General features: G+C 55.1%; 13 protein-coding genes and 1 pseudogene. 8 read left to right on the forward strand and 6 right to left on the reverse strand.

Annotated elements, in window-relative coordinates:
- Positions 1 to 436: 436 nt before the first annotated feature.
- Positions 437 to 1381, reverse strand: a complete 945-nt coding sequence (locus ACYVG7_RS19645; protein WP_460884793.1) for a D-2-hydroxyacid dehydrogenase — start codon at positions 1379 to 1381, stop codon at positions 437 to 439.
- 149 nt (positions 1382 to 1530) lie between these two features.
- Between ACYVG7_RS19645 and ACYVG7_RS19650 the strand changes: the two genes are divergently transcribed.
- The 4 genes from ACYVG7_RS19650 to yjjG all read left to right on the forward strand — a co-directional run bounded on the left by ACYVG7_RS19650 (position 1531) and on the right by yjjG (position 4167).
- Positions 1531 to 2109 (forward strand): YjaG family protein, encoded by a 579-nt coding sequence (locus tag ACYVG7_RS19650; RefSeq protein ID WP_460884794.1) that lies wholly within the window; start codon positions 1531 to 1533, stop codon positions 2107 to 2109.
- A 410-nt stretch (positions 2110 to 2519) separates the two neighbouring features.
- Positions 2520 to 2792 carry an HU family DNA-binding protein gene (locus tag ACYVG7_RS19655; RefSeq protein ID WP_460884795.1) on the forward strand — a complete coding sequence of 91 codons (273 nt, stop codon included), beginning with the start codon at positions 2520 to 2522 and terminating at the stop codon, positions 2790 to 2792.
- A gap of 174 nt (positions 2793 to 2966) precedes the next feature.
- The gene (locus tag ACYVG7_RS19660; protein ID WP_460884796.1) at positions 2967 to 3434 is read left to right on the forward strand and encodes a hypothetical protein; all 468 of its coding nucleotides are present in this window, start codon (positions 2967 to 2969) and stop codon (positions 3432 to 3434) included.
- Between the two features lie 46 nt (positions 3435 to 3480).
- Positions 3481 to 4167, forward strand: coding sequence for a pyrimidine 5'-nucleotidase (yjjG, locus tag ACYVG7_RS19665; RefSeq protein WP_460884797.1), 687 nt, complete (start codon positions 3481 to 3483; stop codon positions 4165 to 4167).
- Positions 4168 to 4240: 73 nt separating this feature from the next.
- Here yjjG and ACYVG7_RS19670 read toward each other — a convergent pair whose 3' ends face one another.
- Positions 4241 to 5350 carry a cation diffusion facilitator family transporter gene (locus ACYVG7_RS19670; protein WP_460884798.1) on the reverse strand — a complete coding sequence of 370 codons (1110 nt, stop codon included), beginning with the start codon at positions 5348 to 5350 and terminating at the stop codon, positions 4241 to 4243.
- Between the two features lie 106 nt (positions 5351 to 5456).
- Between ACYVG7_RS19670 and ACYVG7_RS19675 the strand changes: the two genes are divergently transcribed.
- The 4 genes and pseudogenes from ACYVG7_RS19675 to ACYVG7_RS19690 all read left to right on the forward strand — a co-directional run bounded on the left by ACYVG7_RS19675 (position 5457) and on the right by ACYVG7_RS19690 (position 9490).
- Positions 5457 to 5726 (forward strand): metal/formaldehyde-sensitive transcriptional repressor, encoded by a 270-nt coding sequence (locus ACYVG7_RS19675; protein WP_460884799.1) that lies wholly within the window; start codon positions 5457 to 5459, stop codon positions 5724 to 5726.
- A 362-nt stretch (positions 5727 to 6088) separates the two neighbouring features.
- Positions 6089 to 7290 (forward strand): annotated as a pseudogene (gene gltS / locus ACYVG7_RS19680) (sodium/glutamate symporter).
- A 106-nt stretch (positions 7291 to 7396) separates the two neighbouring features.
- Complete coding sequence (gene yidA / locus ACYVG7_RS19685; protein WP_460884800.1) at positions 7397 to 8206, forward strand: sugar-phosphatase; 810 nt, start codon at positions 7397 to 7399, stop codon at positions 8204 to 8206.
- A 93-nt stretch (positions 8207 to 8299) separates the two neighbouring features.
- Positions 8300 to 9490, forward strand: a complete 1191-nt coding sequence (locus ACYVG7_RS19690) for a YcbX family protein (RefSeq protein ID WP_460884801.1) — start codon at positions 8300 to 8302, stop codon at positions 9488 to 9490.
- An 87-nt stretch (positions 9491 to 9577) separates the two neighbouring features.
- Here ACYVG7_RS19690 and ACYVG7_RS19695 read toward each other — a convergent pair whose 3' ends face one another.
- The 4 genes from ACYVG7_RS19695 to pulA all read right to left on the reverse strand — a co-directional run bounded on the left by ACYVG7_RS19695 (position 9578) and on the right by pulA (position 16063).
- Positions 9578 to 9817, reverse strand: coding sequence for a DUF2960 domain-containing protein (locus tag ACYVG7_RS19695; protein WP_460884802.1), 240 nt, complete (start codon positions 9815 to 9817; stop codon positions 9578 to 9580).
- A gap of 27 nt (positions 9818 to 9844) precedes the next feature.
- Positions 9845 to 11038 (reverse strand): VF530 family protein, encoded by a 1194-nt coding sequence (locus ACYVG7_RS19700; RefSeq protein ID WP_460884803.1) that lies wholly within the window; start codon positions 11036 to 11038, stop codon positions 9845 to 9847.
- Positions 11039 to 11370: 332 nt separating this feature from the next.
- Positions 11371 to 11565, reverse strand: coding sequence for a hypothetical protein (locus ACYVG7_RS19705; protein ID WP_460884804.1), 195 nt, complete (start codon positions 11563 to 11565; stop codon positions 11371 to 11373).
- 334 nt (positions 11566 to 11899) lie between these two features.
- Positions 11900 to 16063 carry a pullulanase-type alpha-1,6-glucosidase gene (pulA, locus tag ACYVG7_RS19710; RefSeq protein ID WP_460884805.1) on the reverse strand — a complete coding sequence of 1388 codons (4164 nt, stop codon included), beginning with the start codon at positions 16061 to 16063 and terminating at the stop codon, positions 11900 to 11902.
- Positions 16064 to 16380: the final 317 nt, after the last annotated feature.

Raw genomic sequence — 16380 nt, forward strand, 5'->3', positions numbered from 1 at the left:
GGCGAAGCAGAGGCGCGCCTGACACTTTCAAAACCGGATTTGTATCACGGATAGTGGTCACTAACCAAGATTTTTGCGGCCTACAGAGCCGATGTAACGGTTACATGCTGCTTTTTTATCCGGTAGTAGCGATAGTTCCTGCTCCTGAACCGGTAGGGTGTCGATCCGACTCAGGGTTCGACTGATCCTCGTCAACCCCAAGTGCCTGATCCTGGGCAGCACCGTAAGCCGGATAGATATAAGCAAGGAGTATACCGTTTTTCAGCAGCTCAAATGGCGTCGATTGAGATCTGGAATGACGCATTATCCTGATCAATCCCATGATCAATGGCTGGATGGCGGGATGATCTCGAGCAGGATGTACCAATATGGGGCATCAGCCTGAGGCAACTCGGTTACGGCGCCTCAGGCCAACGGAAAGGTCCAGGACTTCAGTTCAATAGCCGCGTTGAAAATCGACCATAAACTCCAGTGGCGCCTGCTCCAGGAAGCGCAAATAGTTGCGCTCGAAGATCCGGGCCACCTGGTCGGGATGACTCCAGGCGGAATTGTGCGGGGTGATCAGGATATTCGGCAGTTGCCACAGTGGATCATGGGGGGGCAGCGGCTCCTCTTCGAAGACATCCAGAATGGCCACTCCCGGGCGTCCGGACTTGAGGGCCTCCAGTAGATGCTCGCTCTGGATCGCATCGCCTCGTCCTACGTTGAACAGGATGGCTGTGGGTTTACAGCAGGCGAGCAACTCGCGGTTGAACAGATGTCGCGTTTCCCGGGTAGACGGCAAGGCGCTGACGATGACATCGACTTGCGGTAACAGGTGCGGAAGCGCCGAAGGTTGGAATATGTCATCAAATCCAGCCACTTCGTGGCCCTGGCGATTGACGCCCCAGACTTCCATACCAAATTGATGTGCCGTCATCGCCAGATGCTGGCCTATGCTGCCAGTGCCCAGAATCAACAGGCGGCGTTCACTCAACGGGCGATAGGGTAGCGCTTGCCAGTGGCGGTTTTTTTGTTGTTCGCGATAAATGGGTAAGTGACGGGTCAGGCTGAGCAGATGAGCAAAGACGTATTCGCTCATCAGGGGGCCGAAGACGCCCCGGATATTGGTCAGTTGATAATCCTGACGTAAGCCGGGTTGTAGTAGCGCATCGACACCCGCGTAGGTGGACTGAGCCCATCGTAACCGGGTGGCCATGGATAATACGGCTGCGATGGTAGCGGGTTCGCCCAGCAAGATATCTGCTTGCGGAGCAAGCTGCTGCGCCTCGGATGGGCTATCAGCGACGAGTAACCTGAGATTGGGCAGTGCTTGTTGCGTCAGTAATTGCTGATAGCTGTTGTTGTCACGGCTGAGTAGCAGCAAGGTGTGATGGGTCATGATGAGAACCTCCTGATTTCCTTGATGGTAGCGCAGGGCGTCTCAGGATTCGAGTTCGTAGCCTTCAGGATGAGGGGGCGTCAGGGGGAGAGTGCAATAGCGTGGTCATCGGCATACAATGCGTGTATTCATAGTGAGGGAGTAACCGCGTGTTCGGTGATAAATTTTATAAACGCCTGGGGGATTTGGAACCCTGGCAGCAGAGTGTATTTGCATTGGCTTTGGCCGAACGCATGTATCCCAATTATCATTTGTACGCCGAGAGCACCGGCAAAGGCAATGCTATCGAGTTTCGCGCCGCGCTGGATAGCCTGTGGCGTTATCTGACGGAGAAGGGATCGCGAGTCAATCTGTCGGCCATTCTGGAGTCCTTTGAAGCATTCATTCCCGACCCGACTCACGAAGAGAGCTATGGAGCCTACCCGGCACTGGATGCCTGTGTCGCTCTGGGCTGTGCCTACAACTCGGTGATCTGCCGGATTGGTGAAGAGGCTATGGAAGCGAGTAATGCGTCGATCGGTTCGGTGGCCGGCTTTATCGAGATGCTCGAAGAGCGGGAATTGACCGAAGAAGAACTGTATGAACAGCCGTTGATGGAGCAGGAGATGGCATTCCAGGTGGAACTGTTGAATCAGGTCTCCAGACCTCGGGATCCGCAACAGATCTTGGCGATCCGCTCCCTGGCGGCTCAGGACGGTGTCTCCAATCTGGGGATTGCCCTCGAGTAAGCTTGAGGCTCATCACGACGACCAGCGGTGAACACTGATGGTCGTTGCTTTCCGGCCCGAGTTGGATTGCCAGCAAATCTTGCATCCAGGCGATCTCCTGAATCTCACCACACGCATCGACAACCAGAGTAATGGCTTTGCGGCTCTATAGTCCTTCTATTGTGGATGACGAATACTCTGCTGGGTTGCGTCGCTTATTAATGATGATAGCGCTTTCGCCAAGGGCTATTGGCTAGATAACTGCGCACAATTGGCGGTATGTGTGGGATAAGTGTGAAGAGCTCGGCACTTCTTGCCGAAAAGCTGGCCGATCACCGCGTGGTGCGGGATAAAGCCTTTGCTTGAGGCTGTTTTTTTGACTAGATTGGTCGCTGATTTTTAATTAGCGCCGGAATAAAAAAGGACTCTCTATGAATAAAACTGAGCTTGTCGATGCGATTGCAGCAAAGGCTGATATGAGCAAAGCCCAGGCCAAAGTTGCACTGGAAGAAATTCTGAACAGCATCACTCAGAGCCTTAAAGAGGGTGATCAAGTTCAGTTGGTCGGGTTTGGTACTTTCAAGGTTAATCACCGTGCTGGCCGTACAGGTCGTAACCCGCAGACTGGTGCTGAAATCACTATCGCGCCTTCCAATGTGCCAGCTTTCGTCGCCGGAAAGGCGTTGAAGGATGCGGTGAAATAATTTTCCCCCGCGTTGAAAAAACCCGACCTGACGTCGGGTTTTTTATTGTCTGAAAAACCGCGGGTTTTCAAGCTTATGGTGCTATTGGGGCACCTTTGCTCGAGACATAGTCAATCGCTGCATGGACGAATGGGTTCCATTTTGCCATTCTCAAATTCTGAATCAGCATTGTTAATGGTCATCGAGGACAACTCCGTGGATAGCCATGGTGTTTTTAACTATCAAGCCGTAGGTTCTTTGCTCTGGATACGCGTGGCCGGCGGCATTAATTACGAGTTTGCCTGTCGCTATCGCGATACCATCATCAACGCCGCCCGTCAGTTACCACCAGGTCCCTGGATCCGGGTCACCGACATCCGAGCCTGGGCGCTAGGGGGCCCCGAGGTAATACCGCCCCTGCATGAACTCATGTGTTGGTGTGAGGAGCATGAGTTGCAGCACAGCGTTAATCTGATCTCTTTGCCTACGCTCCAGACTCATATGCTCGATCTCATGATGCGCGGGGTGGCTCGACACTCGGAGCGTCATCTGGTGGAGCAAGTGTCTCAGCTTCGTTCCTTGCTCCAGCGCTTGTCTCCTGGCGTGGATTTGCGAGCGCTGATTGCCAAGCTCTACGCCGATGATGTGACCCTCTTCGATTAGCCTGTGGTAGCATTCCCGCTCCTAATGACAAGGGCGGACCTGAATTATGGCTTATCAGTGGATCCTGTTTGATCTGGACGATACCCTGTTTGATTTTCCGGCAGCTGAAGCATTAAATGCCGCGCTGGCGCACTATTCGGTGACCCTGACCGCTGAGATGCTGGGGGATTACCAGGCGCTGAATAAGGCGCTATGGGAGCAATACAATGCGGGGCTGCTGGACGCCGAAACCTTGAAGCAAGCCCGTTTTCGCGATTTAGCGCCACAGTTGGGCGTTTCGCCGCTAGAGCTGAATCACACCTTTTTACAGGCCATTTTGCAACGCAGCCAGCCGCTGCCCGGAGTCGAACAGACGCTGCGCCAATTACATGGCAAGGTCGGGATGGGGATCATTACCAATGGTTTTGCGGATATCCAACACGCACGCCTCAACCAGAGCGGGTTAGCGGATTGTTTTGATTTTATGCTGGTTTCCGAAGAGTTAGGCGTGAACAAACCCGATCCGCGGATCTTTGAAGCCGCGTTGGCGCGCATGGTGTCTGTCGAGCCTGCCGATGTGCTGATGGTCGGCGACAATCCGCAGACGGATGTTGCTGGTGCTGCGGGTGTGGGGATGGAAACCTGTTGGTTTAATCTGCGCCGCGAGTCTCAATTCGTGACCTCGCATCATGCGATTGAGCGATTCCATGAGCTGTTGATGCTGCCGCGAGTGCAACCCTTATTCGCCTCGTGATCCTTCGGGGCATTGATAGTTCACAACAGAGGCGCCTGATGGCGCCTCTGTTGTTGTGTCATGTCTCTCTTGCCTAATGAGAGTGGGTTTCCAGCGTCAGGTGCGCCAGATTGGGGATTTGTTCCAGATGATGCCGTAAGTGGATCAATTGCGACTCTGTCACCGCAGGCAAGCCGACGATAGCGGCATAGCGAGTCTCGCCAATGCGCCAGACATGCAGGTCCAGGAGCGAGCTGTTGTGGCGGGTTACCGTGTCGCGGATCTGTTCACTGACGGTACCATGACTCTCGGCATCGATCAGGATGCGTGTGGTTTCACTGAGCAAGCCTTTGGCCCAGTAGAGGATCACCACGCCACCCACCAGTCCCATCACCGGATCCAGCCAGGCAGCGCCCCACAGCATGCCACCTGCGAGTGCGACAATAGCCAGAACCGAGGTGGCCGCATCGGTGAGTACATGGATGTAGGCCGCTTTTTTATTCAGGTCCTGATGTCCATGGTCATGGTCATGCTCATGGTCGTGGTCATGGTCATGCTCATGGTCGTGGTCGTGGTCGTGGTCATGGTCATGCTCATGGTCATGGTCGTGGTCGTGGTCATGGTCATGGTCATGGTCATGGTCATGATCCCGTTGAACATGGGCGTGGCTGTGGCCCGAATGTCCGTGACCATGATGATGCCCAGGCCCATGGCTATGCCCCTGTTCTCCCAGCAGCCAGGCGCTGAGTAGATTCACCACCAGTCCAACCATGGCAACCAGCATGGATTCGCCATAGCGGATGGTGCCTGGGTTGAACAGCCGCACCGAAGATTCCCAGAGCATGGAGCAGGCCACGGCGGCCAGGATCAGTGCGCTGGTATAAGCTCCGAGGATCTCGATTTTCCAGGTCCCGAAGGCGAAGCGATGATCGCCGGCAAAACGACGGGATAAGGCATACGCCAGCAGTGAAATACCCAGAGCTAGGGCGTGGGTGCTCATATGCCAGCCATCGGCCAATAGGGCCATGGAGTGGAACTGCCAACCGGCGAGGATTTCGATCACCATCATGGTCACCGTCAGTGCCACCACCCAGGCTATCTTGCGTTCACTACCCTGCATCGGACGATGAAACGCCTGAGCCTGGATGCAGGTTAGTGTTGTGGTCTGTGGCGGCACGGGAGCCGCGGTATGTGATATGGACATGCCGGCATCTCTTTGTCATAGTGTTAACTGAATATACCCCCCCCCAGTATATTTCAGCAAGCCGGTTGTCATGGATAATGCGAGCGGAACTTGCCGAGGAATCAAGATGAGCCATACCCAAAAAGAGAAAAAAGCCCTGCTTAATCGTGTCCGTCGACTGCGTGGTCAGCTCGATGGTCTGGAGCGCTCTCTGGATGAAGGGCTGGGATGTTATGACATACTGCAGCAGATTTCGGCGGTGCGCGGCGCGGTGAACGGTCTGATGGGACAGGTGCTGGAAGGGCACATCCGGGAGCATATGCAGCCCCTGGCCGGCGATGATGAACCGGAAGCCACGGATGGGCTCATCAAGGTTCTGCGTTCATATTTGAAGTAGTTTGAATCTCCGGGAATGCACAGTGCTCAACATTTAATGTCGCAATGAGTGCCGTATCTGGTTATATATATCTAGTTATTTACTATTTGTTTAGGTTTATCGTTGTAAAATGACTGGTTGGTTGTTGTATTTCACTATTGCTTGTTACTGTTTTTAGTTCGTGACAAGCCTCATCACAAGATCCTCAGGGTGAACCGAGCCTTTCGTTAGATGCATTAGATGCATTCACCTGGATTGCTTCGATCCGTTGTACTCAGGATGACTAGACTTGGGTTCAACGCGCAAACTGAATGCATATTTTGCACGCACAATCCCTGCATTGGTTGCTTCCAATGCTTTATGACCATCAATAGGGAGGATGGATGATTCAACTCGATTTTTACGGCACCTTGGTGGCGGCATCGCTGGTTTTGTTGCTCGGCCGCTCCCTGGTCAACCGCATCCCTTTCTTGCGGACTTACAATATTCCCAAGCCGGTTGCCGGTGGATTGCTGATTGCCTTGATCCAGCTGGTGATTTACTGTGTGACCGGACAATCAGTCCAGTTTGATCCGGCTTTACAGACGCCCTTGATGCTGGCGTTTTTGCCACCATAGGTCTGAATGCCGATTTTGCCAGTCTGCGTCGGGGCGGCCGTGCTGTGTTTATCTTTTTGTTGGTGGTAACCGGTCTGCTGCTGATGCAGAACACCCTGGGGATCACCCTGGCTTCGCTGCTCGGGCTCGATCCGCGCATGGGGTTACTGGCCGGGTCGATTACCCTTTCGGGTGGTCATGGCACAGGAGCCGCCTGGAGTGCGACTTTCGCTGAGAAATACGGGCTGCAGTCCGCCTCGGAGCTGGCGATCGCCTGCGCTACTTTCGGGTTGATCCTCGGTGGCCTGATTGGCGGCCCTGTGGCGCGCAAGTTGGTGAAACAGGTAACGGTTCCCGGCGAAAATGAGAATGCCGATTCGTCACCGCTGGGATTTGAGTTGCCAGAGCGTGAACGCCCGATCACGGCCTTTTCCATGATCGAGACGTTGGCGCTTATCTCCGTGAGCTTGATGGCCGGAACCCAGGTTGCGCTGTTGCTGCAGGGAACCGCCTGTGAACTGCCGACCTTTGTCTGCGTCTTATTTGTCGGGGTGTTGTTACGCAACGTGCTGGGGTTACTGCGCTGGCATGAAGTCGGGGAGCGGGAAGTCTCGTTACTGGGCAATGTCAGCTTGTCGCTGTTTTTAGCCATAGCGCTGATGTCGTTAAAACTGTGGCAGTTGGCCGCGCTGGCCTTACCCATGATCGTCTTGCTCTCCGCACAGACCCTGGCTATGGCGTTGTACGCCTACTTCGTCACCTTCCGGGTGATGGGGCGCAATTATGATGCGGCCGTTCTGGCGGCGGGACATTGCGGTTTCGGGTTGGGGGCAACCCCCACCGCCATCGCCAATATGCAGGCCATCACCCAGCGCTTTGGACCTTCCCATTTGGCCTTTCTGGTAGTGCCTATGGTGGGGGCCTTCTTCATCGACATTCTCAATGCGGTGATCATCAAGCTGTTTTTGGCATTGCCCTGGCTTGCCTGATTTGGCTCTGAAGAGGGATATGGCAAGGGAGCTTGGAGCTCCCTTGTTTTTTGGCTCACTTGCTCGCACAATGCAACCGGTTGCTTTGACGGATTTCGAGGGTGTTATGTATAAATTGATCGCGCTGGATATGGACGGAACCTTGTTGCGGGACGATGGCTCCATCTCCGCGCGGACGCAACAGGCGATTGCGGCAGCTAAGGCAAAAGGCATCAAAGTCGTGCTGGCCTCGGGACGCCCGATTGCCGGCATGGAAAAATTTTTGCAGCAGTTGGCGCTGACCAGTCACGAAGACTATGTCCTCAGCTACAACGGCTCCCTGGTGCAGAATGTGGGTAGTGGTGCCGTGTTGGCCAGCCGCCTGTTGAATGGTCAGGATGTGCGCGACCTGTTTGCCATGAGTCAGCAGTTGGGGGTGAATATTCATGCGTTCTCCCGTCAGCAAGGATTGATTGCGCCACGAAACAGCCGCTATACCGAGTTGGAGCGCAGCCACAATGATTTGCTGCTCACCGAGCTGGATTTTGCCCAATTGCCCGAAGATGAAGCCATTCTCAAGGTTATGATGGTGGATGAGCCGGAGATCTTGGCCCAAGCCGTGGCCGCCCTGCCTGCCGAGGTGTATCAGCGTTTCACCGTGGTACAAAGTACCCCCTATTTCCTGGAGTTCCTGCATCCGGACAGCAACAAGGGAACCGGAGTTGCCGCGCTGGCGGCGCACCTGGAGATCAGCCCCGAGGCGATCATCTGTGTCGGTGATGCCGGCAATGATGCCCATATGCTCAGTTATGCCGGGCTGGGTGTGGCGATGGGCAATGCCACCGACGAGATCAAGGCGATGGCGGATTTTGTCACCCATAGCAATCAAGAGGATGGTGTTGCCCACGTTATCGAACGCTTTATGCTGCAGTCTTGAGACTGCTCGCCTAAACCAAGGAAAAACCACCTTGAGCTCATGGCAGCGGAAGGTTACCTTAGTGCCCCTCCTGGGTTGCTGAAGGGCCGAGTCATGGTCAAGCTGAGTGGGTTATTCCGATATCCGGTGAAGTCCTGTCGCGGGCTGGATGAGTCGCGGTTGTGGGTCGGAGCTGAAGGTCTGGTTGGCGACCGTCGTTATATGGTTGTCCGGCCGGACGGCAGTTTTATCACCGCTCGAACCCATCCACAGCTGCAGCAGGTACGAGCGCTGTGGCGGGAGGCGGGGATCTGTCTGCGTACACCTGGGCAGTCTGATTTGGAGCTGTTTTCTGCGCAATTTGACCAGGAGCGGGTGGCCACCGGCGTCTGGAGTGACTCTTTTTCTGCTCGTGTAACCCGGATGGAGGCGGATGCCTGGTTCAGCCAGTTGCTGGGGGAGCCGGCCCGCCTACTCTGGCTGGGTGAATCATCGCCTCGTTATCGCGCCAAATTGCAGCAGCATGTCAGTTTTGCCGATGGTTATCCGCTGCTGCTCATCTCTCAAGCCTCGCTCGATGATCTCAATCGGCGTTCACCGACACCACAGCGTATGGAGCAATTTCGCCCCAATCTGGTGGTGAGCGGTACGGCTGCGTTTGCCGAGGATGGCTGGCGTCGGATCCGCATTGGCGAGGTGGAGTTTTTGGTGGCCAAGCCCTGTAGCCGTTGTGTGATGACCACGCTGGATGCCGAGTCAGGACACTACCACCCGCAGCGGGAGCCCCTGGCGACGCTGGCGACTTACCGGCTGGGGGAGGATGGCGAGATCTATTTCGGCCAGAACCTGATCCCGCTAAATGAGGGCTGGGTGAGCGTCAGCGATCCGGTGGAAGTCTTGGAGACGCAGATCGCCACTATCTACCCCGAGCGTCCCCGATTACCCGCTGAACAGGTCGCGGCGCCCATTCGTCCCCAAGTTCAGGAAGATGAGACGCTGGCTCGCTCAGTGTCCACTCGGTTTACCGTGCGGATATCGACCGAGGAAGGGGATGCCTCTTTCCAGGCAGATCCCGAGCGGCCCTTGTTGATACAGGCGGAGGAGGGAGGAGTTCAGTTGCCCCATGCCTGCCGGGCGGGTATCTGTGGACGGTGTAAGCAGTTGCTGATTGCCGGAGAGGTCGAGCAGCCTCAGGTGCCCGGGCTTAGCGCCAGTCAGCGTGAGGATGGCCTGATCCTGACCTGCTGCGCCAGCGCACGCAGTGATCTGATCCTGGCGAAGCCGCCACTGAGCTTTCGTCGCTAATCTGGTGTGGGTTGTGAGGGGGGCGAATCATAGGCGCGCTAAAAACTAAGGCCACCGAACGGTGGCCTTAGTACAGGATGTTGAACATTACTCTTTAATCACTTCAATCTCGCTGAAACCGAAGCGTAGAAATTCGTTATCCCGATAATCTTTACTGGCACTCTTATCGCGAGTCAGCGCAGCGATCTGTTTTTCCATTGCCAGAAACTGCCGCAAGTCGATCCCTTCCGCCGCCGCCATCGCTTCATAGATGTCGTGATATTTATCATTGGCAAAATTGATGAGACGCGGTTTGCCGTTGAAATGGTATTTAATTTTCAGAGCCATCTGCTATCCACTGTCCAGGTTGCCGACTTACTCGGCATCCTGTTCCTTTTTCTTTTTCGGGGTACCCCAAGGGGATGTGCCAGTGCTGGGTTTGCTTGGCCGCGGTGACGCTGGACGCTGACTGTTTTGTGGGCGGCCATGCTGATGATCGCGGCCGTGCTGCCGTTCGCCTGAACGCGGAAAATGTTCGCCGCGCTCACCACCTTGACGGCGTTGTCCCTCTTGTTGCTGCAGCGCCCGCTCCCGTTGTACCGGGTCATTGTCATTGCGGAAAATCCGTTCACCCTGGGGGCGCGCACCACGTTCATTGGGTCGATCACCGTAGGGGCGTGCGGGACGTTCACCTTGCGGACGGTCGCCATAGGGGCGTGAGCTGCGCTCGCCTTGCGGACGGTCGCCATCACGGCGTGGACCACGGTCACCTTGCGGACGGTCGCCATAAGGGCGTGAGCTGCGCTCGCCTTGTGGGCGGTCGCCATAAGGGCGTGAGCTGCGCTCGCCTTGCGGGCGGTCGCCATAAGGGCGTGAGCTGCGCTCACCTTGCGGGCGGTCGCCATAAGGGCGTGAGCTGCGCTCGCCTTGTGGGCGGTCGCCATCACGGCGTGGACCACGGTCACCTTGCGGACGGTCGCCATAAGGGCGTGAGCTGCGCTCGCCTTGCGGGCGGTCGCCATCGCGACGTGGGCCACGATCACCTTGCGGACGGTCACCATCGCGACGTGGGCCACGATCACCTTGTGGGCGATCACCATAGGGGCGTGAGGATCGTTCACCTTGCGGACGGTCACCATCACGACGTGGACGACGTTCGCCTTGCGGGCGATCTCCATCGCGACGAGGGCTGCGTTCTGCTTGTGGCTGGTCGCCGTCAGCGCGGAGCGGGCGATCCGTGCCATATCCCTGACGAGGGCGGCGTTCAGCTTGCCTGCGTCCGCTGGCTTGGGGGCGACTCATGACCTTGCGGGGTTCATCGGAAACTGGTACTTCCGCATTCATCAGGCTGCTGTCTTGGCTGGCCAGATAGAGTGCTTCTACTTTCTGACGAGCCCAGGAGGTGCGACGCAAGAAACTCAGGCTGGATTTCATGCTTGGCTCATGGCTGAAGCAGTTGATAGGCAGGCGTTCTGCCAACCCTTGCCAACCATAAAGGCTGACCAGTTCCGAGAGCAGGCTCTCCAGCGTGATGCCGTGTAACGGATTATTTTCTTGTTTGTCGCTCATAAAATGCCTGAAGGTGTGCGGCTGAAGGTGACGCATCGGCATGAATTGCCATCGCTGCGCCCAGATAAAATAGCTAGCTTCGCTGGCAGCGTTTTGATCGCCGAAGGCTGAAGCCGGTTCAATTTCATCATTATTGCGCGCATTGAACCGCAAATTTACTCTGCGGTCAAAAAAACTGGCCAAGAAGTGCCAGGAAAGTCTATTTCAGGGCTCCGCAGCTGCGGAGAGGCGGAGCAGGAAAGACTTGGGCGGTTGTGGTCGCATGGTTGTGTGCCACTACAGGCCTCGAGTCGCAGGCCTATTAAGGCAAATATCGGACCGTTAATCAGACGTTAGGACTTTCTCGTCATGCCGGAAGCCTGGATAAAGAAACGCGGTTGCTCTGCTCCGACACGGATACAGGCTAGTACCTGTTTTTCGCGGGTATACACCCACTCCTGCTGCAGATTGGGCACGCGAATGTTCAGATGCTGCAAGTATTCGGTAAACAGCATGCGGCTGCTTATTTCAATCAATGATTGTCTCATCAGGTCTCCTCCGCGTTGCGGTATTCCGGATTGTTTGATGACAGCCGGGACCTACAAGCGTGTTCAGCGTGGTTGATGGATAGCCGGAGAAATCGTGCGGCAGTTGACTCGCGATTTCGTCTGCATCCATGGCCGTTGCTGTCACATATTCCTGATGGACTCGAGCATTCTAGATGCCATAGTCTGCAATTCAAGTCTCAGACTAGGTTTGTTGGCTACAGGGTAGTGCTTTCTGCTGACTGGTATAGCCAGGGTTCAGAAATGGAGTTCAGCGACAATAAAAAAACCGGGGCACTAGGCCCCGGTTGTAGTTCAAGAATGAAATCCTGATGTATTACGGCAGTTGGCAAACGTCGATGGTTCCCTTGACGCCAGCACCGCTCATCTCTGCGGAGGTGTCAAGCTTCAGACGGAACAACCAGTTGCCATCACCCAGAGACATTGTGTTGTTGCCTGGATCAGAACCTTCACCACCGAAGCGGCCGTAGGCTTCATAGACGGTATCAGCTGCCATTGGCGCTACCAGCTTACCACCAGAGGTTGCAAAGAATTGCGGATCCCAGCTATCGGTGTCAGCAGCAATTTTGAAGCCACCGGACAGATCAACGCCGGACACCTTAGCTTCGTAGATACCACTACCCTTGTAGGTCAGCTGATAGGCAGCATCCCAGTTCCAGGATGAGTGGTTACCACGCAGCGCCAGTTTGGTATCGCCTAGAGTAGCGGTTTCTGTGGAATCGGCGAGCAACTCACAAGCTGCGGCTGGTTCATCAATCGCCAGAGTCAGGGTTGGGCTGTCTTTGTCAACCACACGGAAAACAAAGTGGTAGGTTCCGACCTTGGCTACATCGAGAGCCACGTTGCCCTTGGCCGCATCACCGGAACACAGGGTCAGCGGGGTACCCACCACCAGCTTGTCACCAGCGGTACAGACACCGTAGTTGACTGCACTCCAGTCGGCATCAGCAACTTTTACTTCTTTGCTGCCAAACATGTCCTCAGTTACGTCGGTTGTGAACTCGTAACTGTAGTTGGCTCCGGTGAAGGTGAACTGGTTGGCCTCAGTAGCTCCCCAATCACCAACCAAGCCGCCGCGCAGATAGACAGACACATCAAACGGTTCGATGGTGGACGGATCTTGCTTCTCGCTTACTGGTAGACCAGTGCCTTGAGCAGAGCCTTGCGGCTTGACAAACACAGCCACAGACCAGGCTGGAACACTGAACTGGCCATCGGCGAAGCTTGCGCCATTACCGATAGAAGCAGTGCCCAGAGCGGTTTGAATGCTGCTTTGTTCGTAGCCGGTTAAGGCGATGGCTGAGCTGTTACCGTCTTTGAAATCACCTACGGTTTGAGTGGAATCCGTGGCGTTAACGATCACCACGATGCCATCAACAGTGCTGTCCATATCACTGACTGCGGTACCATCATCGATGGTCATAGCAATCAGACCTGTGATTTGGTCCGGGCCCACGTTGCGGAAGTCGACCCGCTTCATGACTTCGGTGCCAGTACCCAGAGTGAACAACGGTGATGACTTACGCAGACTGGCCAGCTCTTTGTAGAAGCTATCCATCTGGGCAATTTCAGTTGCACCCGGCTTGCCGGCTACATCCTTGACCGCCTTGATCAGCGCGTAGTTGTCGCCATCTTTATCCTTACGTGGCAGGCCAACGTCATAGTTGTTGTCTTGCTTGGTGTAATCGACCTTGTTGTACCAGTCGCCTGAGTCATACGAGTCACGCTCGAAGGACTTGGAACGCAGCAGCTCGGTGCCTTGTTGATCAAACGCGGTACCTTGGCCCAGCATCACAGTGGCCAGAGAGAGGCCCTGCATGCGAACACGATCTTCCAGAGTAGCGTCTTCGGCTGCTTTGTAGGCAATGATGTCGAAAATGGTCTGGTTGTCGTGCTTGGAGACATAGTTCTGAATTTCGATCGGGTCATTGGCATAGCCAGCTTCCTGACCGTTGTAATCGACATCAGAGCCCTTGGTCGGTACGCCTTCACGGTCAACCAGGACGAAGTCCTTCAGGTTACCAGCCATACCCAGCATGGTCAGCTCGGCCAGATGGCGAGCGCTGTCTTCAGTGACGCCTTCTTTTTCATTGGCCAGTACATAGGCGCCGTTACCGAAACCTTGACTGCTACGGATGCCATCACCACCATCGAATGGGCTACCACCACGAACGGCATCGCGCAGACGATCCGAGAAGGAGCCGATTCCGGTACCGCCCAGGTTGGCTTGACGAGCTTGTTCGAAGCGGGCGTCATCGGCGACCTCACCGAAGTTCCAGCCTTCACCGTAGAAGTACATTTCCGGAGCAACGGCTTTGACCTTGGCCAGGGCTTCAACCATTTGCGCCTTCGGATGATGGCCCATGATATCGAAGCGGAAAGAATCGATCTTGTAATCTTTGGTCCAGGTGATCAGGGAGTCATCCATCAGCTTGGCAAACATGGCGTGTTCCGGTGCCGTGTTGGAGCAGCAAGTAGAGGTGGTGACATCACCAGAAGTTTCATCAAGACGTTGGTAGTACCAAGGTACGACCTTATCCAGCACGGATTTGTCGCCAAGACCCGCTTCATTGGTGTGGTTATAGACCACATCCATGACCACGTTCATGCCGATATCTTCCTTGATGGCTTTGACCATCTTACGGAACTCAAGGATCCGTTGTGAACCCTCGGCATCGGTGGCGTAAGAGCCTTCTGGTGTGGTGTAGTGGAATGGATCATAACCCCAGTTGAAGGAGTCGGTGTTGGCCACCATGCGATTTAACGCCTGACGATCTTCACCATCCTTGTCCAGTGTGGCCATCACTTCGGCTATTGTGCTGTCGCTGCTGCAGTTGGCGTTGAACTGGGTGCTGTTTTTCACTTCACTGTTGACGTCACACAGCTTGCTGAACTTGTCATCCAGATTCGCGACCTTGGTCGGATCTTCATTGATGGTGGCGATATCAAAGGCTGGCAGGATCTGCAGGTGGGTGACGCCAGCAGCTGAGAGCTCTTTCAGATGTTTAACGGCCAAGGAGTTTTCATCAGCCAGGGCGACATATTTACCGCGCTCTTCGGCTTTGGCGCCGGTATCGAATGCGGTCAGGTCACGGACATGCGACTCATGTACCACGATATCGGCGATATCAGCGGCAGTCGCCTGGCTATGGGGTGCCTCCAGTGAATCCCAACCATCCGGCTTCAGCGCTGCATCGTCCAGATCGACGATTTGGCTGTACTCGGAGTTTGTGGAGAGGCTCAGTGAGTAGGGGTCGGTGACTTCATAGTTGCCTACAGCACGGGTAGCCGGATGGTAGACGGTCATCTGATAGCGATAGTAGGAACCTTTCAAGTCGGCCGCGCCGGTATAGGACCAGGAGCCGCTGGCGCTGTCGAAGGCCATGTCATGGGTACCCGCGACAGTCTTGTCGGCGTTGTAGACTACAACTTTGACGTCTTGAGCGGTTGGAGCCCACAGGCGGAAAGTGACGCCGGAGTCAGAAACAATAGCGCCATACTCCAGAGCTTCTGCTTTCTCGGCATAGACAGCATCCAGCGCCTTGGCGACTTGTACCTTGGTGCCGGTATCCAGTACACCCTTGCTATCGGTAGAGACGGCAATCAGCTCGCCCTTGAGTAGGGTTTTGATATCAACTCCATCCGGCAGCGAGAAGGCTGCCCAGCTCTTGAGCTGGCGATCCTGGGCATCCAGAAGAGCCAGTTGTGCTTCGGTCAGAGAGGTTGGCGTCAGGTCAAAACGTTTGTCGAAGGTCAGCGTGTTGTCATCACCAGCATCGATGCCGCCTGCGGCAGCGTAGTAAAGGTTGGCATAAGCCGCGTCTTTACCGCCTTCCCAGACGATAGTGTTGGCATCGATGAGGTGGGCTGCAGCGCCAGAAATGCCGACAGAAACATCCGGCAGTGTCGCGAAGGCCGCCGCACGAGTGTCATAGACGGTGCCCGCTTTGATTACCGCTTGCTGGCGATCAGAAATGACTAACTTGATATCCGAGCTTTGTGAGGCGATACCTGGGGTTCGGACGATGGCATTGATACAACCAGTGGTATCCGCCGGGTTGATCTTGACATCCCAGCTTGCGCCGTAGTTATCGGTACTATCCGGAGTCCGAGACTCGTCGGCCCACTCGGAGGTTGGCGTCTCGGCGAGAGCGCTACAGGTGGCATTGTTCCACAGATACAGGCTGTAGGTGGCATATGGACTGCTGGAGTCTACAGCCTTGGTCGCGGCAGTGCTGACGGTGCCAATGATGCTCTTCTGATCGATCAGGCTCAGTACCAGGGTGTCAGCAGGAACAGCATCATCCGCATAGAGTTCTGTCGGGCTGTCAAGATTGGTGACGGTCGGCAGGGTGGCGGCTGGATTGCTGGGAGTGTAGGTGGTGTTGGTGTCGTTGTTATCTGAGCCACAACCGGCCAGAGCCAGTGCGACGACGCTTGGCATCACATACCAGGCAAGCTTTTTAAATCTGAAGTCCATACCTTCGTTTCCTTTTTGAGGTGTTACGGAGTCTTGTTCATCGCGTGAAACTCGAAAGACATGTGCTGGATTTTTTTCTGCTTTCAGGTGAAGCCAAAAGCGTGGATCCATACACAGTGGCGCGCACTATAGGAGGGTCGAGGTCTGAAATATGTGATGCGGAAACGTTTTCAAGTGGTTTGCTTTTTGTCGTCACCAAAGCAAATTTGAAAGTTGAGAGCTGGCTCAACTGTTAAATTTATGAAAAGGCTTTCACGAAATGAAATAAAATTCCGTAACAAATTTTCAGTATCTAATCAGAATGGAGATAAGCAACC

The organism is Pseudaeromonas pectinilytica, assembly GCF_054780855.1.

What these genes read in the sequence shown, in the direction of transcription:
- ACYVG7_RS19655 (WP_460884795.1), top strand. Translation starts at nt 2,520, where the DNA reads ATGAATAAAACTGAGCTTGTCGATGCGATTGCAGCAAAGGCTGATATG.
- pulA (WP_460884805.1), bottom strand. Translation starts at nt 16,063, where the DNA reads ATGGACTTCAGATTTAAAAAGCTTGCCTGGTATGTGATGCCAAGCGTC.
- ACYVG7_RS19690 (WP_460884801.1), top strand. Translation starts at nt 8,300, where the DNA reads ATGGTCAAGCTGAGTGGGTTATTCCGATATCCGGTGAAGTCCTGTCGC.
- ACYVG7_RS19660 (WP_460884796.1), top strand. Translation starts at nt 2,967, where the DNA reads ATGGTCATCGAGGACAACTCCGTGGATAGCCATGGTGTTTTTAACTAT.
- ACYVG7_RS19705 (WP_460884804.1), bottom strand. Translation starts at nt 11,565, where the DNA reads ATGAGACAATCATTGATTGAAATAAGCAGCCGCATGCTGTTTACCGAA.
- ACYVG7_RS19645 (WP_460884793.1), bottom strand. Translation starts at nt 1,381, where the DNA reads ATGACCCATCACACCTTGCTGCTACTCAGCCGTGACAACAACAGCTAT.
- yidA (WP_460884800.1), top strand. Translation starts at nt 7,397, where the DNA reads ATGTATAAATTGATCGCGCTGGATATGGACGGAACCTTGTTGCGGGAC.
- yjjG (WP_460884797.1), top strand. Translation starts at nt 3,481, where the DNA reads ATGGCTTATCAGTGGATCCTGTTTGATCTGGACGATACCCTGTTTGAT.
- ACYVG7_RS19695 (WP_460884802.1), bottom strand. Translation starts at nt 9,817, where the DNA reads ATGGCTCTGAAAATTAAATACCATTTCAACGGCAAACCGCGTCTCATC.
- ACYVG7_RS19675 (WP_460884799.1), top strand. Translation starts at nt 5,457, where the DNA reads ATGAGCCATACCCAAAAAGAGAAAAAAGCCCTGCTTAATCGTGTCCGT.
- ACYVG7_RS19670 (WP_460884798.1), bottom strand. Translation starts at nt 5,350, where the DNA reads ATGTCCATATCACATACCGCGGCTCCCGTGCCGCCACAGACCACAACA.
- ACYVG7_RS19700 (WP_460884803.1), bottom strand. Translation starts at nt 11,038, where the DNA reads ATGAGCGACAAACAAGAAAATAATCCGTTACACGGCATCACGCTGGAG.